Origin of the sequence: Microbispora oryzae (assembly GCF_017896165.1) — a bacterium.
Taxonomy (GTDB): domain Bacteria; phylum Actinomycetota; class Actinomycetes; order Streptosporangiales; family Streptosporangiaceae; genus Microbispora; species Microbispora oryzae.
In genome coordinates this window covers 44,652-67,299 of the sequence record NZ_JAFCNB010000026.1, presented here as the reverse complement: position 1 = coordinate 67,299, position 22,648 = coordinate 44,652, and the positions used below count along the sequence as shown (strand labels likewise).

The 22,648-nt window shown below is 72.3% G+C and carries 21 protein-coding genes; 17 read left to right on the top strand and 4 right to left on the bottom strand.

The features are described from left to right. Positions 1 to 61: 61 nt before the first annotated feature. Positions 62 to 592, bottom strand: a complete 531-nt coding sequence (locus JOL79_RS30350; protein ID WP_210159345.1) for an Asp23/Gls24 family envelope stress response protein — start codon at positions 590 to 592, stop codon at positions 62 to 64. A 240-nt stretch (positions 593 to 832) separates the two neighbouring features. Between JOL79_RS30350 and JOL79_RS30345 the strand changes: the two genes are divergently transcribed. Then, positions 833 to 1,366, top strand: a complete 534-nt coding sequence (locus JOL79_RS30345) for an HIT family protein (RefSeq protein ID WP_210159367.1) — start codon at positions 833 to 835, stop codon at positions 1,364 to 1,366. A gap of 44 nt (positions 1,367 to 1,410) precedes the next feature. Here the strand turns inward: JOL79_RS30345 and JOL79_RS30340 are convergent, their stop codons facing one another. The 3 genes from JOL79_RS30340 to JOL79_RS30330 all read right to left on the bottom strand — a co-directional run bounded on the left by JOL79_RS30340 (position 1,411) and on the right by JOL79_RS30330 (position 7,744). Further along, positions 1,411 to 3,600, bottom strand: a complete 2,190-nt coding sequence (locus tag JOL79_RS30340) for a hypothetical protein (protein WP_210159344.1) — start codon at positions 3,598 to 3,600, stop codon at positions 1,411 to 1,413. A 137-nt stretch (positions 3,601 to 3,737) separates the two neighbouring features. Beyond that, positions 3,738 to 5,435 carry a glycoside hydrolase family 10-like protein gene (locus JOL79_RS30335; RefSeq protein ID WP_307848814.1) on the bottom strand — a complete coding sequence of 566 codons (1,698 nt, stop codon included), beginning with the start codon at positions 5,433 to 5,435 and terminating at the stop codon, positions 3,738 to 3,740. A gap of 179 nt (positions 5,436 to 5,614) precedes the next feature. Next, positions 5,615 to 7,744: an elongation factor G-like protein EF-G2 gene (locus tag JOL79_RS30330; protein WP_210159343.1), complete on the bottom strand. Its 2,130-nt coding sequence runs from the start codon at positions 7,742 to 7,744 to the stop codon at positions 5,615 to 5,617. A 250-nt stretch (positions 7,745 to 7,994) separates the two neighbouring features. On the opposite strand from JOL79_RS30330, the gene pgsA reads away from it, so the two are divergent. The 16 genes from pgsA (at position 7,995) to secF (ending at position 22,581) form a co-directional block, all read left to right on the top strand. Beyond that, positions 7,995 to 8,600, top strand: coding sequence for a phosphatidylinositol phosphate synthase (pgsA, locus tag JOL79_RS30325; protein WP_210159365.1), 606 nt, complete (start codon positions 7,995 to 7,997; stop codon positions 8,598 to 8,600). Beyond that, positions 8,597 to 9,562, top strand: coding sequence for a phosphatidylinositol mannoside acyltransferase (locus JOL79_RS30320; RefSeq protein ID WP_210159342.1), 966 nt, complete (start codon positions 8,597 to 8,599; stop codon positions 9,560 to 9,562). Before pgsA ends, JOL79_RS30320 begins: the two co-directional genes overlap by 4 nt. Then, positions 9,559 to 10,689, top strand: a complete 1,131-nt coding sequence (locus tag JOL79_RS30315) for a glycosyltransferase family 4 protein (RefSeq protein ID WP_210159341.1) — start codon at positions 9,559 to 9,561, stop codon at positions 10,687 to 10,689. The genes JOL79_RS30320 and JOL79_RS30315 overlap by 4 nt, the downstream gene beginning before the upstream one ends. Further along, a complete protein-coding gene (locus tag JOL79_RS30310) occupies positions 10,686 to 11,222 on the top strand; it encodes a hypothetical protein (RefSeq protein ID WP_210159340.1) in 537 nt (178 codons plus the stop codon). The genes JOL79_RS30315 and JOL79_RS30310 overlap by 4 nt, the downstream gene beginning before the upstream one ends. A 166-nt stretch (positions 11,223 to 11,388) precedes the next feature. Continuing rightward, on the top strand, positions 11,389 to 12,399 hold the full coding sequence (locus JOL79_RS30305) for a DUF3048 domain-containing protein (protein ID WP_210159339.1): 1,011 nt from the start codon (positions 11,389 to 11,391) through the stop codon (positions 12,397 to 12,399). Between the two features lie 161 nt (positions 12,400 to 12,560). Then, positions 12,561 to 13,475, top strand: a complete 915-nt coding sequence (gene pdxS / locus JOL79_RS30300; protein WP_210159338.1) for a pyridoxal 5'-phosphate synthase lyase subunit PdxS — start codon at positions 12,561 to 12,563, stop codon at positions 13,473 to 13,475. Positions 13,476 to 13,557: 82 nt separating this feature from the next. Then, the gene (locus JOL79_RS30295; RefSeq protein WP_210159337.1) at positions 13,558 to 13,983 is read left to right on the top strand and encodes a MarR family winged helix-turn-helix transcriptional regulator; all 426 of its coding nucleotides are present in this window, start codon (positions 13,558 to 13,560) and stop codon (positions 13,981 to 13,983) included. Between the two features lie 105 nt (positions 13,984 to 14,088). Continuing rightward, positions 14,089 to 14,679, top strand: coding sequence for a pyridoxal 5'-phosphate synthase glutaminase subunit PdxT (pdxT, locus tag JOL79_RS30290; RefSeq protein WP_210159336.1), 591 nt, complete (start codon positions 14,089 to 14,091; stop codon positions 14,677 to 14,679). Positions 14,680 to 14,682: 3 nt separating this feature from the next. Further along, positions 14,683 to 15,435 (top strand): YebC/PmpR family DNA-binding transcriptional regulator, encoded by a 753-nt coding sequence (locus JOL79_RS30285; RefSeq protein ID WP_210159335.1) that lies wholly within the window; start codon positions 14,683 to 14,685, stop codon positions 15,433 to 15,435. Positions 15,436 to 15,488: 53 nt separating this feature from the next. Next, the gene (locus tag JOL79_RS30280) at positions 15,489 to 16,649 is read left to right on the top strand and encodes a GNAT family N-acetyltransferase (RefSeq protein WP_210159334.1); all 1,161 of its coding nucleotides are present in this window, start codon (positions 15,489 to 15,491) and stop codon (positions 16,647 to 16,649) included. Positions 16,650 to 16,737: 88 nt separating this feature from the next. Further along, positions 16,738 to 17,310, top strand: coding sequence for a crossover junction endodeoxyribonuclease RuvC (gene ruvC, locus JOL79_RS30275; protein ID WP_210159364.1), 573 nt, complete (start codon positions 16,738 to 16,740; stop codon positions 17,308 to 17,310). Beyond that, positions 17,307 to 17,927: a Holliday junction branch migration protein RuvA gene (ruvA, locus tag JOL79_RS30270; RefSeq protein ID WP_210159333.1), complete on the top strand. Its 621-nt coding sequence runs from the start codon at positions 17,307 to 17,309 to the stop codon at positions 17,925 to 17,927. Before ruvC ends, ruvA begins: the two co-directional genes overlap by 4 nt. Positions 17,928 to 18,006: 79 nt before the next feature. Then, positions 18,007 to 19,056 carry a Holliday junction branch migration DNA helicase RuvB gene (gene ruvB, locus JOL79_RS30265; protein ID WP_210159332.1) on the top strand — a complete coding sequence of 350 codons (1,050 nt, stop codon included), beginning with the start codon at positions 18,007 to 18,009 and terminating at the stop codon, positions 19,054 to 19,056. 241 nt (positions 19,057 to 19,297) lie between these two features. Then, entirely contained in the window at positions 19,298 to 19,654 is a 357-nt protein-coding gene (gene yajC, locus JOL79_RS30260; protein ID WP_210159331.1) for a preprotein translocase subunit YajC, read from the top strand. A gap of 42 nt (positions 19,655 to 19,696) precedes the next feature. After that, positions 19,697 to 21,526, top strand: a complete 1,830-nt coding sequence (secD, locus tag JOL79_RS30255; RefSeq protein ID WP_307848813.1) for a protein translocase subunit SecD — start codon at positions 19,697 to 19,699, stop codon at positions 21,524 to 21,526. Then, positions 21,526 to 22,581: a protein translocase subunit SecF gene (gene secF, locus JOL79_RS30250; RefSeq protein WP_210159330.1), complete on the top strand. Its 1,056-nt coding sequence runs from the start codon at positions 21,526 to 21,528 to the stop codon at positions 22,579 to 22,581. Before secD ends, secF begins: the two co-directional genes overlap by 1 nt. Positions 22,582 to 22,648: the final 67 nt, after the last annotated feature.

The window sequence follows — 22,648 nt, the reverse complement described above, 5'->3', positions numbered from 1 at the left end:
CGGAGCAGCGAGGGACCCCCGGGCCGCCGCCCGGGGGTCCCGTCGTATCAGGGCGCGGGCGTCAGGCCGCGGGTTCGGCGGCCTCGGCGGGCCGGCCCTCGCCGGGGAGGCGGACGTCGTCGACGGTGACGTTGACCTCGGTCACCCGCATGCCGAGCATCCGGCTGACCGACCGCGCGACGTTGAGCTTGACCTCCCTCGCGACGTCCATCACCACGTGGCCGTACACGATGACGATCGTGACGTCGACCGTCACCCCCTGCTCCAGGATCTTGGCCTGAACGCCCTGGGTGGCCCGCTTGGCGCCGATCCCGATGCGGTCGCGGACCGACTCGAACGCGCGCTCCAGGTCGCCGCCCAGGTCGGCGACGCCGGTGATCTCCAGCGCGGCGAGGGCCGCGACCTTCTCGACCACCTCGTCCGCCACCGTGATCCGGCCCCTGAGCTCGTCGGCCGCCGGTCCCGCGGGCGCGTCAGCGGCGCCCGTCCGCGGTTCGGACGCGGCTTCCTGCCCCGTGAGCCCCTCCTCGGCGGGCTCGTCCGGCAGTTCGCCCGCGAGCTCGGTGTGCTCCTCGGCGACGACCTCAGTCATATGACCACTCCTGGGAGGTTGAGGGCCCGCGGCCCGTCCGGCAGGTGGCATTGTGCCGGAGTGGCGGTGATTTGTCCGGCGACTGGCGGTCATCCGCAGGAAACGCCGTCGCCGGAGGGAGCGGGTCAACCCGGGGCTTCCGGGGAGATCCGCCGGACATATGCTGCTGCACAGGCGGTGGCGTCGGGTCGTCGCCGGTCACGACGGCTGGGGGAGAGCACGACCGTGGATGCAGAGCCGATGGAGCAGGCCGGCGCCGGGGTGCCCGACAACTTCCAGCGCCTGTGGACCCCGCACCGCATGGCCTACATCAAGGGCGAGAACAAGCCCGCCGGCGCCGGGGCCGAGGACGGCTGCCCCTTCTGCGAGATCCCGAAGCTCTCCGACGAAGACGGCCTCATCGTCGCCCGCGGCTCGGCCGTGTACGCCGTGCTCAACCTCTACCCGTACAACTCGGGCCACCTGATGGTCGTGCCCTTCCGCCACGTGCCCGACTACGCCGACCTGGACGAGGCCGAGACCGCGGAGCTGGCCGAGTTCACCAAGCGGGCCACCCGGGCGCTGCGCGCGGCCAGCGGCGCGCAGGGGTTCAACGTGGGCATGAACCTCGGGGCCGTGGCCGGTGCGGGGATCGCCGCCCATCTCCACCAGCACGTGGTGCCCCGGTGGGGCGGGGACACCAATTTCATGCCGGTCGTCGGGCGGACGAAGGTCCTCCCGCAGCTCCTGCGCGACACGCGCGAACTGCTGGCGGACGCCTGGCCCACGGACTGATCCGGGTCCCGGCCTCCCACGGGCCCCTACGCCGGTCGACGGCATTACGCCGGTTGACCGGCCCTGGTGTCCCCGGCCACGGCCGGGGCGGCCGACGCGTCGAGTTGCAGGGCCCGGATGCCGGAGCTCAGGACGAGAGGCACGGCGAGGGCGAGGGCCATCGACAGCACCGCCGCGCCCGAGTCGTTGACGAGCATCCCGACGACGCCGCTCACCAGCGCGCCGAGCAGGCCCGCCTTGAGCATGGGCGTGCGCTGGAACGCCACGGGCAGCACGCCCGCGCTGGCCGCCCCCGGGCGCAGCAGCGCGAAGATCAGGAAGGCGAAGGCGGCGATCACGACCGGCATCAGGTTGGGGCTGATCAGCGTGTGCAGCATCGCGCCCAGCTTGCGTGAGATCACCGGCAGGAACGTGCCGTCCACGACCTGGCCGACGAATCGGCCGAGGTGGGTCTGGCTGGCCGCCGGGCGCAGGTAGTCGAGATAGGCGATGCCCATGACGAGGACGCCGCCCGCGACGCAGAAGGCCCCGAGGCGCACGATCGACACGCGCTTTCCGGCGACGATGAGAGCGGCCACCGCGATGCCGGGAACGAAGGCGATCACTCCGCCGAAGTCGCTGCCCACGCCGGGCCACCCGTCCAGCAGCATCGCGAACCCGCCGAGCGCGACAACCAGTCCCACGCCGAGGACCTTGCGGCCGGAGCTGACCAGCCGGTCGGCCACGGCCGTGGTGACGAGCAGCACCGCTGTGGCGAGCAGCGCGAAGGGGATGTTGCCCAGGCCGTAGTAGCGCGCGCCGACGACCCCGGTGTAGCCCATGACGCTGTTGAGCTGCAGGGTCGTGCCGGTCAGCAGGTCGCCGAGCAGGACGGCGGCCGTCACCGCCGCGATCACGGCGGACGCCCCCGCCACGCCCCGCCGCCACGGACCGGCCAGGGCCACGGCGGTCAGCACGACGGCCGTGGCGACGATGCCCGCCACCAGCGTCAGCGTCGGCTGCGGCGAGCGCGCCCAGGCCGTCAGGTTGACCAGGTACGTCGAGACGGGGACGGCCGCCAGCGCGAGCGCGGCCGCCCGCACCGCGGCGAGCCGGGCCCGGCGGCGCAGCAGGAGGAATGCGGTGACATAGAACAGCACCTGGAGCACGGCCAGCACGGTGAAGAAGACGCCGCCCATGTTCCGGATGCTCTGGCCGGCCACGTCGGCCGTCGTGAGCGTTCCGACCCGGGCCGCGAGGTCGCCGTCCGGCGCCGGGCGGGTCTCCACCGGGACGCCCACGACCGTCGGCGGCACGGAGACCGAGGCGCGGGTGAGGATCGTGGCCGTGAGGTCGGGCAGGATCACCATGTCGTCGCGGTGGGTGGAGCGGGCGCCGAGCCACTGCCCGCCGGTCGTGCCCCCTCCGGAGAGCATGGCGGCCCGCAGGTGCGGCACGGAGCCGTGGTCGGACAGCCCGGCCACGACCACGACGGCGCCGCCCAGGTGGGGGAGCACCTCCCCGAGCCGCGCGTCGGCCGCCCTGACAGCGGCCAGCCGGGCGGCGGGCGGCAGCGGCTCCGGAGAGGCCGCCAGCGTGCCCGCCGGTGTGCCCGCGTGGATGTACGGCGTCACCAGGTCGGGCACGTCGACGGCGACCACGTCGGCCGCGGACCAGTCCCGCACCTCGGCGGGGACGCCCGCGTAGACGTCCACCCGGCCCCCGCGGTCGGCGAGGGCCAGCGCGGCCCCCGGCCCCACGGCGAGAGTGCGGCGTCCGGCGTCGTGCAGCGCCTGGCCGAGCGTGCCCGCGTCGCGCTGCTCGCGGACCTCCCACAGCCAGGAGAACTCCGGCACCACGGCACCGTCGCCCTGCCGCTCCGGCTCGGGCGCGGCGCCGCAGCGCGACCCGACCGCCGACCTGACCCCGGCCGACACGGTCAGCCAGCCGTCGTACGGGCAGGTGACGTTGCCGACCGTCCGGACCGACAGGGATCCGAGGGCGGACCCTCCGGCGAGCCGCCAGAGGTTGGGCGTGGCGGGCGTGACGTCGCTCCACAGGAGGCCGGGGACGCCGATCAGGGCCACCGCCGGCCCGGCCTGCCTCCCCCGGGCGGTGGCCACGGCTCCGGCCTCGGCCGAGGGCAGGACGCCGGGCAGCACGCAGAGCCCCGCCCAGAACAGGGCGCAGAACACAGCGCAGAACACGGCGCAGAACCCTGTGGCCGGCAGGACGGCCACCCGCGGACGCCTCACCGGCGACCTCCCCGAACCGGACCTAAAGTGATCTTGACGAAGCTCGGGTCCACGCTATCGGACCCGGACCTCGTCGTGCCCGCCCATCGGGTTTTCCGCGCCCCGGCCGTCGGTCCGCAGCTGTGGGTTCGCGGCCGTCAGGTCACGCCGGCGGGTACGGCCGGGCTCTCGTTGCCGAGCCGGTCGATCGCGGTCACGTAGTAGGCCCCGGTCGTCGTGGCCCGGTAGGTGGGCGCCGCGGCGGCGGGCAGGACCGCCACCAGGTTGCGCGCGTCGGCCGTCGCGCATTTGCCACCCGTGCCCGCCGCGACCCGGTAGATCCCGTACGCCCGCACGCCCTGCTGGGCCTGCCAGGTCAGCGTGCCACCGGCGTACCGCACGCGTTTCGGCGCGGCGGGGGCCGCCGTGGGCAGGCCGGACAGCAGCGGCAGCAGCGCGGGCCTGGCGTAGTAGTCCTTCCTCAGGCGGTCGAGCACGCCGAGCGGGTTCTTGAGCAGTTGGGCGGCGCTGAAGTAGACGTCGCCCCCCACCTCCGGATATTTCCGGTTCAGCCCCAGGTGGGCGGGCAGCTCACCGGGCTTCTTCCACGCGCCCGAGGTCCCGACCTGGTAGAGGGCCTGGCCGATATAGAGGTCGACGCCGCTGCCCCGGACGGCGTTCGCCCACCATTTCACGAGCGTGGCGTAGTCGGCCGCCTCGAACCCCCGGGGCCAGTAGAGCTGGGGGATCACATAGTCGACGGAGCGCGCCTTGATCCACGCCCGCGGGTCGGCGTAGATGGCGTCGTAGGCGGACATGCCCGAGGTCGCCGAGCCCTCCGGGTCCTGCGCCTTGTTCCGCCAGATGCCGAAGGGGCTGATGCCGAACTTCACGTACGGCTTGGCCGCGTGGACGGCCCGGGAGACCTGCGCCACCATGGCATTGACGTTGCCGCGCCGCCAGTCGGCGCGCGGCTTACCCTTGCCGTACTTCTTGTAGGCGGCCGAGTCGGCGAAGGCCGTGCCGTTCCCCGGATAGGGATAGAAGTAGTCGTCGAAGTGCACGCCGTCCACGTCGTATCTGGTGACGACGTCGGTCACCACACGGGTGATCCAGTCGCGTACCTCCGGCAGACCCGGGTTGTAGTAGAGCTTGCCCTCGTGCTTGACGACCCAGTCGGGGTGCACCCGGGCCGGGTGGTTCGCCGGCAGCTTGGCCGAGGCCGTGTCGGCGGCCCGGAAGGGGTTGAACCAGGCGTGGAACTCCAGGCCGCGCCTGTGAGCCTCCTCAATGAGGAACGGCAGCGGATCCCAGCCCGGGTCCTGTCCCGCCTTGCCGGTGAGCCACTGCGACCAGGGCTCCAGGGCCGAGCGGTAGATCGCGTCCGAGGCGGGCCGCACCTGGACGAAGACCGCGTTCAGCCGGTTCTTCACGGCGGCGTCGAGGATCTTCACGTACTGGTCCCGCTGCTGCGCCTCGGTGAGACCGGGACGGGAGGGCCAGTCGAGGTTGTGCACGGTCGCGATCCACACACCGCGCAACTGGCGCTTGGGCGCGTTAGCGGCGGTCGCGCACGAGCCGCCGTCGGTGACCTGCCGCCCCGCCGATTCCGCCGAGTCCGCGGTCACGGAGTCCGCCGCCGAGCCCGCGCGCGGCGCGGCGGGGGCGGGCGCACCGTCCGCCGCCCGGCCGGCGCGCAGCCGCTCGCGCGCCTGCCCTCCCGGCGCGGCCTCCTGCCCCGCCTGGTCGGCGCGAGCGCCCGGCCCGAACGCGTAGGCCGTCCCCGCGGCCGCGACGGCCAGGACGCCGGCGGTGATCAAGGCGCGGCCCACCCGGCTGTGGCCCCGTTCCGTCACGTCGCGGTCCTCCCGATTTGCCGAAATGTCTGTCCTTCAGCTTGCCATCGGGAATCGGGGGCTCGGACCGGATGAAACGAATTCCTATGTGTTGCCGATGCGACGGGGTGCACGCCAGGGGACTCCCCGGATGCCGGTGACGGGAAACGCCGGCGTCCGGGAAGTCCCTGTTCGCGGCGTCAGGCGGACGCCGCCGCCACCTTGTCGGCGAGGTGGGACGGCAGGGGCTCGTACCGCAGGAACGCACGGCTGAACGAGCCCGTCCCGTGGGCCATCGATCGCAGATCGATGGCGTACCTGACCAGTTCGAGCTCGGGCGCCTCCGCCCGGACCAGGGTGCGGCCGGTGCCCACCGGTTCCGTGCCGAGCACCCGCCCCCGCCGCGATGACAGGTCGGACATCACCGCGCCGACGTAATCGTCGGCGACCAGCACCGACAGCTCGTCGACGGGTTCGAGCAGCGGTGTGGCGACCTTGGCTGCGGCGTCCTTCATGGCGAGCTGCCCCGCGATCTGGAAGGCCATGTCGGACGAGTCGACCGAGTGGGCCTTGCCGTCGTAGAGCGTCACCCGGATGTCCACGACCGGGTATCCGGCCGCGACCCCCCGCTCCATCTGCGCGCGGACGCCCTTCTCCACCGACGGGATGAACTGGCGGGGCACGACGCCGCCCACGATCTTGTCCACGAACTCGAGCCCGCTGCCGGACGGCAGCGGCTCCACCTCGATGTGGCAGATCGCGTACTGGCCGTGGCCGCCGGTCTGTTTGACATTGCGGCCGGTGCCCTGGGCCTTGCCGCCGAAGGTCTCGCGCAGCGGCACCCGCAGCCCCACCCGGTCGACCTCCACTCCGTGCCGCCTGGCCAGACGGTCGAGCAGCACGTCGGAATGCGCCTCGCCCATGCACCACAGCACGAGCTGCCGGGTCTCCGCGTTGTTCTCCAGCCGCAGCGTCGGGTCCTCGGCGACCAGGCGGGCGAGCGCCTGGCTGAGCTTGTCCTCGTCGGCCTTGCTGCGGGCCGCGATGGCGACGGGCAGCAGCGGTTCCGGCATCGTCCACGAGGCCATCAGCAGCGGGTCGTCCTTGTCGGACAGCGTGTCGCCGGTCTCGGTCCTGCTCAGCTTGGCGATCGCGCAGATGTCTCCGGCCACGCACTTGCCGATCGTCCGCTGGGTCTTCCCGAGCGGCGCGGAGAGGGCGCCGACGCGCTCGTCGACGTCGTGGTCCTCATGACCGCGCTCGGCCAGGCCGTGCCCGGAGACGTGCACGGTCATGTCGGGCCGCAGCGTGCCGGAGAAGACCCGGACCAGGCTGATCCGGCCGACGTACGGGTCGCTGGTCGTCTTGACGACCTCGGCCACCAGCGGGCCGTCCGGATCGGCGGTGAGCCCCTTGGCCGGCTTGCCGTCGACCGTCGTGACCTCCGGCAGCGGGTGCTCCAGGGGCGACGGGAAACCCTGGGTGACGATCTCCAGGATCTCCGCCGCGCCGACTCCGGGCGCGGCCGCCAGCACGGGGAAGAAGCCGCCCCGCGCGACCGCCTTCTCCAGGTCGTCGATCAGCACCTTGGTGTCGATCTCCTCGCCGGAGAGGTAGCGGTCCATCAGGGACTCGTCCTCGCTCTCCTGGATGATCCCCTCGATGAGGTCGCCGCGGTACTGCTCGATCAGGGCGAGCTGGTCCGGGGAGGGCTCCCGCTCCACCCGGCGGCCGCCGCCGTAGTCGAAGAACCGCTGGGACAGCAGGCCGAGCAGGCCGGTGCCGTCAACGGGCAGGTAGAGGGGCGCCACGCCGTCGCCGAAGGCGTCCTGGCAGTTCGTGAGCGCCTCCTCGAAGTTCGCGCGGGGGTGGTCGATCTTGGTGATGACCACCGCGCGCGGCATGCCGACCTGGGCGCACTCGTCCCAGAGCATGCGGGTCACGCCGTCGATGCCCTCCGCCGCGGAGACGACGAAGAACGCCGCGTCGGCCGCGCGGAGCCCGGCGCGCAGGTCGCCGACGAAGTCCGCGTATCCGGGCGTGTCCAGGAAGTTGATCTTTATGCCGTTGTGGACGGTGGGGGCGACGCACAGGTTGACCGAACGCTGCTGCCGCACCTCCACCTCGTCGAAGTCGCAGACCGTGGTGCCGTCCTCGACCCGTCCGATGCGCTGGACGGCGCCCGTCTCGGCCAGCAGGGCCTCCACCAGAGTGGTCTTTCCGGCGCCCGAATGGCCGACCAGCACGACGTTGCGCACCGTGTCCGGCCGGTCGGCCCCGGGTGCCCTGCCCGCGGCCCCTGCTGTCGCGCCGGGTGATCTCTCGGCCACATCGCCTCCCGAATCTCCGAGCCGCCGGGACGGGCGTGGCCCCGCGCCGGCCGCTCATGCCGTCGCCGTCCGCGCCAGGACCGTCCTCGCCGGCCGGAGGTGAACGCCCTGTTAACCTCCACGTCAGCTCCCCGCGACCGCACAGGCGCGTGTTCTTCACCCTTTACCCATGTGGCCCATATCACAAGACCCATCCGCGTAATGTGCTTGCGGGCTGGCCTGGCAGATCATGGCCTACGATCGGACGGCGATGCTGAAAGTCCTGCGCCCCGCTATCACCCGAATCATGTCTCCCCTGGGCCGAGCCCTCGCCCGCCTGGGGGTCTCCCCGGACGTCATCACCACGATCGGGACTCTCGGCGTGGTCGCCTCCGCCCTCATCTGCTACCCGCGTGGCTGGCTGTTCCCCGGAACGGTCGCCATCACCGTCTTCGTGTTCGCGGACATGCTGGACGGCGTGCTCGCCCGGATGACGGGCAAGGGGAGCGCCTGGGGCGCCTTCCTCGACTCCACCCTCGACCGCCTGAGCGACTCCGCGATCTTCTCGGGGCTCATCCTCTACTTCGTCCTGGAGAAGGAGCCCGAGATCCTTCTTGCGGGCGTCGCGCTCTTCTGCCTTGTCGCGGGAGCATTGGTCTCCTACGCCAAGGCCCGTGCGGAGGGTCTCGGCATGACCGCGAACGTCGGGCTCGCCGAGCGGGGCGAGCGCCTCGTGGTGGTGCTGGTCGCGGCGGGGCTGTCCGGCCTCGGCGTGCCGTACGTCCTGGCGATAGGGCTGTGGCTGCTCGCGGCGGCGAGCCTGATCACAGTGGTGCAGCGGATGGTCCATGTCTATCGGCAGGCGGTGGTTAGATGACCCGCGCGGCGGGCGCGTCCCGGCCGTCCCCTCCGCGGATGTCGCCGGGGGACCGGCTCGTCGCGGCCTCCTACGCCCTGGGCTGGGGGGTGGTCCGCCACATGCCGGAGCGGTTCGCCGCCCTGTGCTTCCGCGTCCTGGCCGACTCGATCTGGCGCAGGCGCGGCGGTTCGGTGCTGCGGCTTGAGGCCAACCTCGCCCGGGTGATCGGGGCCGAGCCCGGCGATCCGGCCGTGCGCGAGCTCAGCCGGGCCGGCATGCGGTCCTACTTCCGCTACTGGATGGAGACGTTCCGGCTGCCCTCGATGAGCCGGGAGCGGATCATCGAGGGGATGAACATCACCGGAGCGGAGGGGATCTCCGAGAGCCTGGAGCGCGGCCGGGGCGTCGTGATCGCCCTTCCCCACATGGGCAACTGGGACCTCGCGGGCGCCTGGCTGGTCCACATCGGCTATCCCTTCACCACGGTCGCAGAAAGGCTGCGGCCCGAGTCGCTGTTCGAGCGGTTCGTGGCCTACCGCGAGGGGCTCGGCATGGAGGTCCTGCCGCTCACCCGCAAGGAGGGCGGCAGCGCCATGGCCTTCGGTGTGCTCGCCCAGCGCCTGCGGCAGAACCGGCCGGTCTGCCTGCCGGCCGAGCGCGACCTCACCGCGTCCGGCGTGGAGGTCGACTTCTTCGGCGCGCGGACCCGCATGGTGGCGGGGCCCGCCCTGCTGTCGGTCCAGACCGGGGCGCCCCTGCTGCCCGCCGTCCTGTGGTTCGAGGGCGACGGCTGGGGGGTGCGGATCCACGAGGCGATCCCGGTCCCTGCGGAGGGCACCCGGCAGGAGAAGGTCGCGAGGATGACCCAGAGCATGGCCGAGGTCTTCGAGAAGGGCATCGCCGAGCACCCGGAGGACTGGCACATGCTGCAGCGCCTGTGGCTCGACGACCTGGAGCCCCGCCTCGGGAGAGCGCCGTGAGAATCGGCATCGTCTGCCCGTACACCTGGGAGGTCCCCGGGGGCGTGCAGGCCCACATCCGCGATCTCGCCGAGGCGCTGATCGCCGACGGGCACCACGTGTCCGTCATCGCGCCGGCCGCCGACGACGCGGAGGTCCCCTCGTACGTGACCTCGGCGGGGCGGGCGGTGCCCGTGCCGTACAACGGGTCCGTGGCGCGGCTCGCGTTCGGATTCCTGTCGGCCAACCGGGTCCGCAAGTGGATCAGGGAGGGCCGCTTCGACGTGCTGCACGTCCACGAGCCGGCGGTGCCGTCGCTCGGCGTGCTGGCCTGCTGGGTGGCGAAGGGGCCGATCGTGGCCACCTTCCACGCCTCCTACGAGCGCTCCCGCGCCATGTCGGTGGCCGCGCCCATGCTGCAGAGCGCGCTGGAGAAGATCACCGGCAGGATCGCCGTCTCCGACGCCGCCCGCAGGACCCTCGTGGAACACCTCGGCGGCGACGCCGTGCTGATCCCGAACGGCGTCGCGGTCGGCCGGTACGCCGAAGGCGCGCCGCTGCCCGGATGGGGCCCCGACGGAGACGTCATCGGCTTCCTCGGCCGCATGGACGAGCCGCGCAAGGGGCTCGGGGTGCTGCTGGAGGCCTTCGGGAGGCTGGCCGCCGAGCGGCCGCGCCTGCGGCTGCTCGTCGCCGGGCCGGGCGACGCCGACGAGGCGCTCGAACGGGTACCCGCGCCGTACCGGGACCGGGTGGGGCTGCTGGGCATGGTCAGCGAGACCGACAAGGTCCGCGCGTACCACTCGGTGGACATCTTCTGCGCCCCCAACCTCGGCGGGGAGAGCTTCGGGATCGTGCTCACCGAGGCCATGTCGGCCGGCGCGCCGATCCTCGCCAGCGACATCCCCGCGTTCCGCCGGGTGCTCGGCGACGGGCAGGCGGGCGCGCTCTTCCCGACGGGCGACCCCGGCGCGCTCGCCGCCGAGGCGGCCCGGCTGCTCGACGACCCGGCCCGCCGGGCGAAGCTGTCGGACGAGGCCCGCCTGGCGGTGCGGAAGTACGACTGGTCGACCGTGGCCCGCGACGTCGTCCGGGTGTACGAGACGGTCACCAACTCCGCCACCGGGGTCGTGGAGGACGTCTCGTGACCACTCTGCTCGTGGTGGCGACCGCGGTCGCCGTGCTCGCCGCCGTCTACATCTCGTGGCGGGCCGGTCGGCTCGACCGCCTGCACATCCGGCTGGAGACCGCCCAGGCCGCCCTCGACGCCGCGCTGCTGCGCCGCGCGGCCGTCTGCCTCGAACTGGCCGGCTCGCGCATCCTCGACCCGGCCACCTCGCTGGTGCTCGCCGCCGCCGCGCACGAGGCCAGGACCGCGGGGCCGGAGGAGCGCGAGCACGCGGAGAGCGATCTGTCGCGCACCCTGCGGGTGGTCGTCGGCCAGGAGCGGTTCCGGGAGAAGATGGCCGAGCTGCCGACCGGCTCCGCGCTGCTGGAGGAGCTGGACACGGCGGTCGCCAAGGTGCTCTACTCCCGCCGGTTCTACAACAACGCCGTCGCCGTGACCCGAACCGCCCAGCGGCGCTGGCTGGCCCGCGCCCTCCGGCTGGCCGGCCACACCGACTTCCCCCAGTTCTTCGAGATCGACGACACCCCGCCGGAGACGTTCGCCGCCGAGTAGCCCGTCGGCGGGACGGAGATCGTTCCGGTGAATGATCCGATCTGTCCTGGTTCGTTCGGGACTTCGCGGCGTTCGCCGGTAAGCTCATGCCGTTTCTTGGCGAGGGTCGGCCGAGCCGGGCGAGTCGTGCCTGGTCACGGTGGCTCTTCAGGTTAGGAGCTGTGCCGTGCGGAGAGTGATCGGCTTCACGCTGGCCCTGGGGGCCGCCCTCGCCGGGGCCGCGTGCTCCTCGGACGGCGACGGCGGCGCGCCGCGCGCGCAGGGCGAGGCCTCGCCGGCGGAGGTAAGCCCGTCACCCACGCCGCCGCCCGACTATCCGTTCACCGGCCGTCCCTCGGCCGGGCGCAGGCCCGTGCTCGCCGTGAAGATCGAGAACACCTCGGCGGGCAAGCCGCAGATGGGCCTGCGCAGCGCCGACATCGTGTACGTCGAGCAGGTCGAGGGCGGCCTGACCCGCATCATGGCGATCTTCTCGTCGAAGCTGCCGGCCCAGGTCGGCCCGGTCCGCAGCGCCCGCATCTCCGATCTGCACATCCTTCCGCAGTTCGGCAAGCCCGCGCTGGCCTACTCGGGCGTGCAGACCAAGATGATCCCGTTCGTGCAGAAGGCGCCGCTGTACGACGTGTCGGACAGCAGCACGCCCGGCGCCTACACGCGCGTGCCCGGCCGGGTCGCGCCGTACAACCTGTTCGCGAGCCCGCGCAAGCTCCTGGCGCACGCCCCGCAGGCGAGCAAGGCCGCCGACATCGGCTTCGAGTTCTCCGACGAGCCCCCGGCCGGGGGAGTGGCGAAGAAGTCCGTCACGGTCAGATATCCGGCCGCCCGGTTCACGTTCACCTGGTCGGAGACGCAGAAGCGGTGGCTCGTGACGCAGGACGGCGTGCCGGACAAGGCGGCCGAGGGCGGCCAGCAGGGCGCGCCGACCATCGTCGTCCAGTGGGTCAAGACCGACAGGTCGGAGTTCCACGACTTCCACGGCAGCTACACCCCGCTCGTCCACTCGGTCGGCAAGGGCACCGGCGTGGTGCTCAGGGACGGCAAGGCCTATCCGATGCGCTGGTCGCGTCCCTCCGAGAAGGAGGGCACCACCTACACGGGCGCCGACGGGAAGCCGCTGGCCTTCGCGCGCGGGCAGGTGTGGGTGGTCCTCGCGGCCAGGAAGCCCGTCGCCCCCTGACGGACGCCCCCGTGACGCCGTGCCGGTCTGCGATCGACACCGTGCTGGACACGGTGGACGAAACGCCTGATCCACTCCGACACGGTGGCAGGTCGGGGTCCGGATCGCCCACCGCCTACGATGGTGGTGAATCCGTTGGTCCGCTCTCGTGAGGAAGCACCGTGTCCAGCAGCGCCCCCGAAGTCAACGAGACCGCCGCAGTCGGCACCGCACGCGTCAAGCGCGGGATGGCCGAGATGCTCAAGGGCGGCGTCATCATGGACGTCGTCACCCCCGAGCAGGCCAAGATCGCCGAAGACGCCGGAGCCGTCGCGGTCATGGCGCTTGAGCGGGTGCCCGCCGACATCCGCGCCCAGGGCGGGGTCTCCCGCATGAGCGACCCCGACATGATCGAGGGCATCGTCAGTGCCGTGTCGATCCCGGTGATGGCCAAGGCCAGGATCGGCCACTTCGTCGAGGCCCAGGTGCTCCAGGCGCTCGGCGTCGACTACGTCGACGAGTCCGAGGTCCTCACCCCCGCCGACTTCGCCAACCACATCGACAAGTGGCGGTTCACCGTGCCGTTCGTGTGCGGCGCGACCAACCTCGGGGAGGCGCTCCGCCGCATCACCGAGGGCGCCGCGATGATCCGGTCCAAGGGCGAGGCCGGCACGGGCGACGTCTCCAACGCCACCACCCACATGCGCCGCATCCGCGGTGAGATCAAGCGGCTCACCTCGCTGCCGGAGGACGAGCTGTACGTCGCGGCCAAGGAGCTGCAGGCGCCGTACGAGCTGGTGGCCGAGGTCGCGCGCGAGGGCAGGCTGCCGGTCGTGCTGTTCACCGCCGGCGGCATCGCCACCCCGGCCGACGCCGCGATGATGATGCAGCTCGGGGCCGAGGGCGTGTTCGTCGGCTCGGGCATCTTCAAGTCCGGCGACCCGGCCAAGCGCGCCGCCGCGATCGTGAAGGCCACCACCTTCTACGACGACCCCGACGTGATCGCCAAGGTGTCCCGCGGGCTGGGCGAGGCGATGGTCGGCATCAACGTCGACGACATCCCGGTGCCCCACCGCCTCGCCGAGCGCGGTTGGTAGTCCTCGTCCCGGCGGCCGGCCGCGCCCGGGACGGGGTGGGATCGTGTGCCGGATCGAGCGAGGGCGGTCGAAGATGCGGGAGATGACGGCGGACGACACGGCGGGGCTCGCGGAGCGCCTGTCACGCGAGATGCGGCACCTGGTGCTGCTGCTGCGCCGGGCGACCGCCGGTCAGCCGCTCACGCCGCAGCAGTACGGCGTGCTCGGCTCACTGGAGGGCGCGCCGCGCCGCATGACCGACCTCGCCGAGGAGCACGGCGTGCAGCTGCCCACGATGACGGTGCAGATCAACCGTCTGGAGGAGGCGGGGCTCGTGTCCCGGGGGTTCGACGCCTCCGACGCCCGGGTGCGCACGGTGATCCTGACCGACCAGGGCCGGGAGCGGCTGCGCGCGGTGCGGCTGGCCAGGATCGGCTACCTCACGCGGCGGCTTGAGGAGCTCACCCCCGAAGAGCGCTCCGCGATCGCCGTCGCGCTCTCCGCCCTGGCGAAGCTCGGCCGCGACTGAGCCCGCCCGGGCCCGTGCCCGGTCCTGGCTCAGCCGCGGCGGCTCGGTTTGGGCCGCCGGGGCGGCTGGTCATACGCTGAATCGCCACCGTACGAAGGGAACGCTGTGACTTCTTCCCCCGTGATCGGCGTGCTCGCCCTGCAGGGCGACGTGCGCGAGCACCTGCGCGCGCTGGAACGGGCCGGGGCCTCCGCCGTCACAGTACGCCGGGAGGAGGAGCTGGCCGCGGTGGACGGGCTGGTGATCCCGGGCGGCGAGTCGACCACGATGTGGAAGCTCGCCACGGCGTTCGAACTGCTCGAACCGCTGCGCTCGCGGATCAAGGAGGGCATGCCCGCGTTCGGCTCGTGCGCCGGCATGATCATGCTGGCGGACCGCATCGAGGGCGGCGTCGAGGGACAGCAGACGCTGGGCGGGATCGACATGGTCGTCCGGCGCAACGCCTTCGGCCGCCAGATCGACTCCTTCGAGGCCGATCTCGACTTCGCCGGGCGCGGGACGATCAGGGCCGTGTTCATCCGCGCCCCGTGGGTCGAATCCGTCGGAGCCGATGTCGAAGTGCTGGGGCGGACGGAACCTGGGGATAGGATCGTCGCGGTCCGGCAGGGACCACTGCTCGCGACGTCCTTCCATCCGGAGCTGACCGGTGACGCGCGCGTGCACTCGCACTTTGTCGAAATGATGAGGGAGCTCTAGGCGATGTCCGGCCACTCGAAATGGGCGACGACGAAGCACAAGAAGGCGGCGCTGGATTCCAAGCGGGGCAAGCTGTTCGCCAAGCTCATCAAGAACATCGAGGTCGCGGCCCGGACCGGCGGTCCCGACCCGGAAGGCAACCCGACGCTTTTCGACGCCATCACCAAGGCCAGGAAGAGCTCCGTCCCGATCGACAACATCGAGCGGGCGCGTAAGCGGGGCGGCGGCCTGGAGGCGGGCGGCGCCGACTGGCAGACCATCATGTACGAGGGCTACGCCCCCGGCGGCGTCGCGGTTCTCATCGAGTGCCTCACCGACAACCGCAACCGTGCGGCGTCCGAGGTGCGCGTGGCGCTGACCCGCAACGGCGGTTCGCTGGCCGACCCCGGCTCGGTGTCGTACATGTTCAACCGCAAGGGCGTCGTGATCGTCCCCAAGGGCTCGCTGACCGAGGACGACGTGCTCATGGCCGTCCTCGAGGCCGGCGCCGAGGAGGTCAACGACCTCGGTGACAACTACGAGGTCGTCAGCGAGCCGACCGATCTGGTCGCCGTGCGCACGGCGCTGCAGGACGCCGGGATCGACTACGAGTCGGCCGAGGCGAGCTTCCTGCCCACCATGAACGTCCCGCTTGACGAGGAGGGCGCCCGCAAGGTGTTCCGCCTCATCGACGCCCTGGAGGACAGCGACGACGTGCAGAACGTCTACGCCAACTTCGACGTCGGCGACGACATCATGGAGAAGCTCGAGGCCTGACCGGCGCCGAATTCCGTTCGACTCCACGCGGCGGCGGCGCGTAGGTTCCGTACGTGAACGTTCGCGATCTGACCCTCGACGACCTGGACGCCGTGCTGGACATCCGCAGGCGCTCCTTCGGCCCGCTGGCGTCCGCGCAGGTGGACACCTGGCGCAGGCTGGTCACACCGATGCTCGCGGAGGGCCGCTACCTCGGCGTCGCCGACGGCACCCGGCTGGTCGCCGCCGCGCGGATCAACCCGTGCGTCCAGTGGTGGCACGGACGGGCGATGCCGATGGGCGCGATCGGCAGCGTCACGGTGGCCCCCGAGGACCGCGGCCGGGGAATCGGCCGGACGCTCATGGCGGCCGTGATCGAGCGCTGCACGGAGCTGGGCGACGCCGTGTCGGCCCTCTATCCGGCGACGACGCCGCTCTACCGGTCGGTGGGATACGAGCACGCGGGCGGGCGCCTGCGGATCTCGCTGCCGACGGAGGCGCTGCGGACGCTCGCCGCTCCCGGCGCCGGGGTCAAACTGCGCCGGCTGGGGCCTGACGACGTGCCCGAGCTCATGGCCGTCCTCGACCGGGTCCATTCCGGCAGCCGCGCCTCGGGCCCGCTCGGCTGGCCCGAGCGCACCTGGCGGCTCTGGACGGACGACGAGGACGACTTCTGCTACCTGGCCGACGACGGCTATGTGATCTACCGCTGGAGTGACGGGGACATCGAGGTCGACAACCTCGTGGCCGGCTCGGAGGCCACCGCGAGGGCGCTGTGGTCCGTGGTCGGCACCGCCTCGTCGATCGCCGCCCGGGTGACCGCCTCCGTCGAGCCGCACGATCCCGTGCTCTGGCTGCTGCGCGAGCGGTCCAGGGACGAGGGTGTCCGCGACCGCTGGATGTTCCGCCTGATCGACCTGCCGCTCGCGGTCGCCCGGCGGGGGTTCCCGTACGGCGCCTGCCTCGACACGGTGATCGAGGTGGATGACCCGCAGCGGCCCGCGAACTCCGGGGCCTGGCGGTTGCGGGTCGCGGACGGCGCGTGCGCGGCCGAGCCGGGCGCGGCCGGCGGGACGGCGTCCCGCCTCGGCATCGGCGGCCTGTCCGCCCTGTTCGCGGGGGTCCCGACCGCCACCCTGCGCCGCACCGGACGGCTGACGGGCGGCTCGCCGGAGACCGACGACGCTCTCGACGCCGCCTTCGGCTGCGAAGCGTACATGCTCGATTACTTCTGAACGGCGCGGCGGGCCGCTGATCGCGATAGAGTGACCCACCGAACAGATGTTCGGCGAGATCAGGGAGGCGCCGGTGCGGCTGGCCGATCTGCGGGTGCTGGGGGTCGACCCGGGGCTGACCCGGTGTGGCCTCGGCGCCGTCGAGGGCCGGCCCGGCGCTCCGCTGCGCATGGTCGCGGTCGGCGTCGTCCGCACTCCATCCGACGACGACATCGGGGCCCGCCTCGTGGCCGTGGAGGCCGGGATCGAGCGATGGCTCGACGAGATCAGGCCGGACGCGGTGGCGGTGGAGCGGGTCTTCGCCCAGCACAACGTGCGGACCGTCATGGGCACCGCGCAGGCTGCCGCCGTGGCGATCGTGTGCGCCGCCCGGAGAGGCCTGCCGGTCGCGCTGCACACCCCGAGCGAGGTCAAGGCCGCCGTCACCGGCAACGGCAACGCCGACAAGAAGCAGGTCGGGGCCATGGTGACCCGGGTGCTGCGGCTCGACGCGATGCCGCGGCCTGCCGACGCGGCCGACGCGCTGGCCCTGGCCGTCTGTCACGTCTGGCGGGGCGGCGTCCAGCAGCGGCTGGCCCAGGCGCTCGCGGCGAGCGGATCGCGGGCGCCCTCTGGTAGGACTGTCGCCAGGCGTCCGGACGGGGGAGGGAGCGCACGGTGATCGCATCCGTGGCGGGGCGGGTGGCCGCCCTGGGGCCGGACCACGCCGTGGTGGAGGTGGGAGGCGTCGGCGTGCTCGTGCACTGCGCGCCGGGCACACTTGCCGCCCTGCGCGTCGGCGAGCCCGCCCGGCTGTCCACCTCGCTGGTGGTGCGGGAGGAGTCGCTCACCCTGTACGGCTTCGCCGCCGACGACGAGCGGGCGGTCTTCGAGCTGCTCCAGACGGCGAGCGGGGTGGGTCCCCGCCTCGCGCTCGCGATGCTGGCGGTGCACAGCCCCAACGCGCTGCGGGTCGCGGTCGCCGCGGCCGATCTCAAGGCGCTGACCATGGTTCCCGGCATCGGCCAGAAGGGCGCCCAGCGCATCGTGCTGGAGCTGAAGGACAAGCTGGGCGCTCCTGACGGGGCCGTCGACGCCGCGCTGAACGGCGGGGCCGTCCGTCCCGCCTGGCGCGAGCAGGTGCACTCCGGGCTGGTCGGCCTCGGCTACTCGGCGAAGGACGCGGACGACGCGATAGCGGCCGTGGCGGCCGAGGCGGAGGCCGAGACGGCCGCGGGCGGCGTCCCCCAGGTGGGCGCGCTGCTGAAGTCGGCCCTGCGCGTGCTGAGCGTCAAGTGACCGGCGGGAGCGGCCGGGGCGCGTCACGGGCGATGAACGTTTCACGGCCGGGCGCCCGGCGGCCCGGGGGAGGCGACCGATGAACCTGGACCGCGACCTGGTGTCCCCGGAGCCGGAGGGCGACGAGCGCGCGATCGAGGCGGCGCTGCGGCCGAAGCGCCTCGCCGAGTTCATCGGGCAGGCGCGGGTGCGCGAGCAGCTGTCGCTGGTGCTGGAGAGCGCGCTGCGCCGCAACCGGCCCCCGGACCACGTGCTGATGAGCGGCGGCCCCGGGCTGGGCAAGACGACCCTCGCCATGATCATCGCCGCGGAGCTCGGCGCGCCGCTGCGGATGACCTCCGGGCCCGCGCTGGAGCGCGCCGGCGACCTCGCCGCCATCCTGTCCACGCTGGCCGAGGGCGAGGTCCTGTTCATCGACGAGATCCACCGGATGGCCCGCCCGGCCGAGGAGATGCTCTACCTCGCGATGGAGGACTTCCGGGTGGACATCATCGTGGGCAAGGGCCCGGGCGCGACCTCCATCCCCCTCGACATCGCGCCGTTCACGCTGGTCGGCGCGACGACGCGGGCCGGGCTGCTCCCGGCGCCGCTGCGCGACCGTTTCGGCTTCACCGCCCACATGGACTTCTACGAGGCCGCCGAGCTCGAACAGGTGCTGTACCGGTCGGCCCGGCTGATGTCGGTCGACCTGCCCGCCGACGGGGCGTGGGAGATCGCCCGCCGGTCCCGCGGCACACCGCGCATCGCCAACCGGCTGCTGCGCCGGGTCCGCGACTTCGCCGAGGTCCGCGCGGAGGGCGTGGTCACCCGGGAGGTGGCCGCCACGGCGCTCGACCTCTACGAGGTGGACGCCGAGGGGCTCGACCGGCTCGACCGGGCCGTGCTCGGCGTGCTGCTACGCCGGTTCGGCGGCGGCCCCGTCGGCCTGTCCACTCTCGCGGTCGCGGTGGGGGAGGAGCCCGAGACCGTCGAGGTGGTGGCCGAGCCGTTCCTGGTCAGGCAGGGTCTTCTGGCCCGCACCCCGCGCGGCCGGGTGGCGACCGCGGCGGCGTGGACCCATTTGGGTCTGACTCCGCCCCCTGACGCGTTCGGCGCCGCCGCCGTGGCGACTCTCTTCGACGACACGTGAGCGCCCGGGGGCCCGCCCGGCGGTGTCGGCATGATCACGGAACAGTTGCGAAGTGCCGGAAACGGGAACTTTCCCGCGTGCCGGATCGTGGCCTCGTTGCCGGGATTCCGGCCGCTCGCATACACTGCGTGGCTTGACTGGCCGCTTACGTCGGCGCGCACAGCGTCGCGACGGCCGCGCCCGGCAGCGCACACGACCTCCGGCATACGCCGGTTCATCACGTTACGGAAGGGTGGCCCCCGTGGGTAACAACCCGCTTGGGACGTTCCTGCCACTGATCTTGCTGGTAGTGGTGTTCTATTTCCTCCTGATCAGGCCGCAGCGCAAGCGGCAGCAGGAGCAGATCCAGATGCAGAACTCGCTCGCCCCCGGAGCGCGGGTCATGACCACGAACGGCCTGTTCGCCACCGTGGTCACGGTGGAGGACGACGACGTCGTCCTCGAGGTCGCGCCGGGAGTCGAGACGCGATGGCTGAAGGCAGCCATCGGCCGGGTGCTGACGCCGGTCGAGGACGCCCCGGGGACGGGCGCCGACACCTCGCCGAGCGACGGCCCCGACACGGGGGACGGTGACGATACGAGTACCAAGCAGTCCTGAGTAGGCTGATCACACACCCTTTGACGAAAGAACTGACCTCCAGTGGCCCCACCGACCAGTAGCCAGAGCAAGCCGGGACGCACGCTCCTGCTGCTCCTCGTGCTCATCATCGCCATGGGCGCGACGATCGCCCTGCAGAAGGCGTTCGTTCCCAAGTTCGGACTCGACCTCGCGGGTGGCACCACGGTGACCCTGTCGCCGGTCCTCTCCGACGGCAAGGCCCCACCGAGCGAGAGCATCGACCGGGCCATCACCATCATCCGCGCCCGTGTCAACGGCCAGGGCCTCTCGGACGCCGAGGTCGCGAGGGCGAACGACAACATCGTGATCTCGATCGCGGGGGTGGGCCAGCAGGAGGCGCTCGGTCTCGTCTCGACGACGGCCGAGCTGCGTATGCGGCAGGTTCTCGCGGCGGCGCCCGCCACGGAGCCGCCCGCGCAGCAGGTGCCCACCGCTCCGGCGACGCCGGGCGGCTCGGCCGCTCCGACGCCCGCGGGATCCGGCGCGCCGAGCACGGCCGCCTCGGCCGAGCCGGGCGCGAGCGCGACGCCCGCCGGGCGGGCCCTGTCGTCCGCGCTGGCCGCGGCGACGCCGACTCCGGGGACCGTCGGGGGTGACGCGGGCCAGGGCACGAACACGCGGACGCACCACCGGGCCGCCGGCCAGGGGGCCGGGACGCGGGGGACCAAGGCGCGGGCCACCGCGACTCCCTCGCCCACCGCCACCTCCCCGGCCGCGACCCCCTCGGCCGCGCCCGCCGACAACGGCGACCCGCTGGCCGGGCAGGACACCAGCGGCATCGAGCCGGCCCTGCTGGACAAGTTCCGCACCATCGACTGCACGAAGAAGGACCGGGGCCAGGGCGCGCAGGACGATCCGGCCAAGCAGATCGTGGCCTGCAGCGACGACGGCACCTACCGGTACATCCTCGACAAGGCCGCCGTTCAGGGCACCGAGATCAGCGGAGCCCAGGCGGGCACCGACCCGACGACGGGCGAGTGGATCGTCCAGGTCAACTTCAAGTCCAAGGGCGCGTCGCAGTTCGCCGACATCACCCGGCGCATCACGAGCCTGCCGGCGCCGCGCAACCAGCTCGCCAACGTCCTCGACGGCGTCGTCATCGTCGCGCCGACGATCGAGGAGGCCATCCCGGGCGGCAGCGCCCGGATCTCCGGCAGCTTCAACCAGACGACCTCGACCGAGCTGGCCGACCAGCTCAAGTACGGCGCGCTGCCGCTGAAGTTCAAGCAGAGCGAGGTCGTGTCGGTCTCCTCGACCCTCGGCCAGGACCAGCTGCGCGGCGGCCTCATCTCCGGTGCGTTCGGTCTCCTGATCGTGGTGCTCTACCTGCTGCTCTACTACCGCGGCCTCGGCCTGATCGGCGTGGCCAGCCTCGGGGTGGCGACGGTGGTCACGTACTCGATCGTGACGGTGCTCAGCCACAACGCCGGGTTCCGGCTGTCGCTGCCGCACATCATCGGTCTGGTGGTCTCGATCGGCATCACCGCCGACTCGTTCATCGTCTACTTCGAGCGCATCCGCGACGAGATCAAGGAGGGCCACCGCACGCTCCGGTCGGCCGTCGAGGTCGCCTGGCGGCGGGCCCGGCGCACGATCCTGGTGGCCGACGCCGTCATGTTCATCGCCGCGATCGTGCTCTTCTTCCTCGCGGTCGGCGGCGTGGCCGGCTTCGCGTTCGCGATGGGCCTGACCACGCTCATCGACATCGTCGTGGTCTTCCTCTTCACGAAGCCGCTGATGTCGCTGGCGGCGCGGCTGAGGTTCTTCGCCAAGGGCCACAAGTTGTCCGGACTCGACGCGGAGCGCATGGGCCGTACGAGCCCCGCCGAGCAGACCATGCAGGAGGCGTGATGGCGGGCATGATCAGCCGCCTCTACCGCGGCGACATCAACATCGACTTCGTCGGCAAGCGCAAGATCTGGTACGGCCTGTCGGCCTTCCTGCTGCTCCTGTCGATCCTGGGGCTGATCGTCAAGGGCGGCCTCAACCTGGGCGTGGAGTTCCGCGGCGGCTCGGTCTTCGACTTCACCCGGACCCCCGGCTCCAGCGTCGAGCAGGTCCGCGACGCGGTGAGCGCGGCGGGCCCCCACCAGGTCATCGTGCAGCAGGCCGGTCAGCGCAGCTGGCGGGTGACCACCGAGAGCCTCGACGGCGCGGAGGTGACGAAGGTCCAGGAGGCGGTGGCCAAGGAGTTCAAGCTCCCGGAGAGCGATGTCAGCTCCCAGGTCATCGGCGCCACCTGGGGCGGTGAGGTCTCCCAGAAGGCCTGGATCGGCCTCGTGGTCTTCATGATCGCGATCATGTTGTACCTGTCGGTGGCGTTCGAGTGGCGGATGGCCCTGGCGGCCATCGTCGCCCTGGTCCACGACCTGGTGATCACCGCCGGGGTCTACGCGTGGTCCGGCTTCGAGGTCACCCCGGCGACCATGCTGGGCTTCCTCACGATCCTGGGCTACTCGCTCTACGACGCGGTCGTCGTCTTCGACATGATCAAGGAGGTGACGGGCAAGCTGGGCACGAGCGCGAAGATGACCTACACAGAGGCGGCCAACAACGCGCTCAGCCACACGCTCATCCGCTCGCTCAACACCTCGCTCGTCGCGATCCTGCCGGTTGCGGCCATCCTGTTCGTCGGCACCACGCTGCTCGGCGCGGGCACCCTCAAGGACCTGTCGCTCGCCCTGTTCGTCGGCATGATCGTCGGTACGTACTCGTCCCTGTGCGTGGCGACCCCGATCCTGGTGACGCTCAAGGAGCGGGAGCCGCAGTGGCAGGCGCTGGCCCGCCGCGTGGCCGCCAGGCAGGCCTCGCAGGCGAAGACCGCCGCCCGTGAGTCGAAGGAGACGGTCCCGGCCGGCTCGCAGAACGGCGCTACGGCGGCCGCGGACAAGCGCAAGAAGCGCTGAACCGGGGCAGACCCGGCTAGGAGCGCGTCACGGCGTAGGGGGCGTCCCCACGGCCCGTCAGGGGCCG

Excerpts from the sequence above, each read along its gene's own strand:
- pgsA (WP_210159365.1), top strand. The coding sequence starts at position 7,995 with ATGCTGAAAGTCCTGCGCCCCGCTATCACCCGAATCATGTCTCCCCTG.
- JOL79_RS30295 (WP_210159337.1), top strand. The coding sequence starts at position 13,558 with ATGACGGCGGACGACACGGCGGGGCTCGCGGAGCGCCTGTCACGCGAG.
- JOL79_RS30320 (WP_210159342.1), top strand. The coding sequence starts at position 8,597 with ATGACCCGCGCGGCGGGCGCGTCCCGGCCGTCCCCTCCGCGGATGTCG.
- JOL79_RS30345 (WP_210159367.1), top strand. The coding sequence starts at position 833 with ATGGAGCAGGCCGGCGCCGGGGTGCCCGACAACTTCCAGCGCCTGTGG.
- ruvB (WP_210159332.1), top strand. The coding sequence starts at position 18,007 with ATGAACCTGGACCGCGACCTGGTGTCCCCGGAGCCGGAGGGCGACGAG.
- secF (WP_210159330.1), top strand. The coding sequence starts at position 21,526 with ATGGCGGGCATGATCAGCCGCCTCTACCGCGGCGACATCAACATCGAC.
- JOL79_RS30285 (WP_210159335.1), top strand. The coding sequence starts at position 14,683 with ATGTCCGGCCACTCGAAATGGGCGACGACGAAGCACAAGAAGGCGGCG.
- JOL79_RS30350 (WP_210159345.1), bottom strand. The coding sequence starts at position 592 with ATGACTGAGGTCGTCGCCGAGGAGCACACCGAGCTCGCGGGCGAACTG.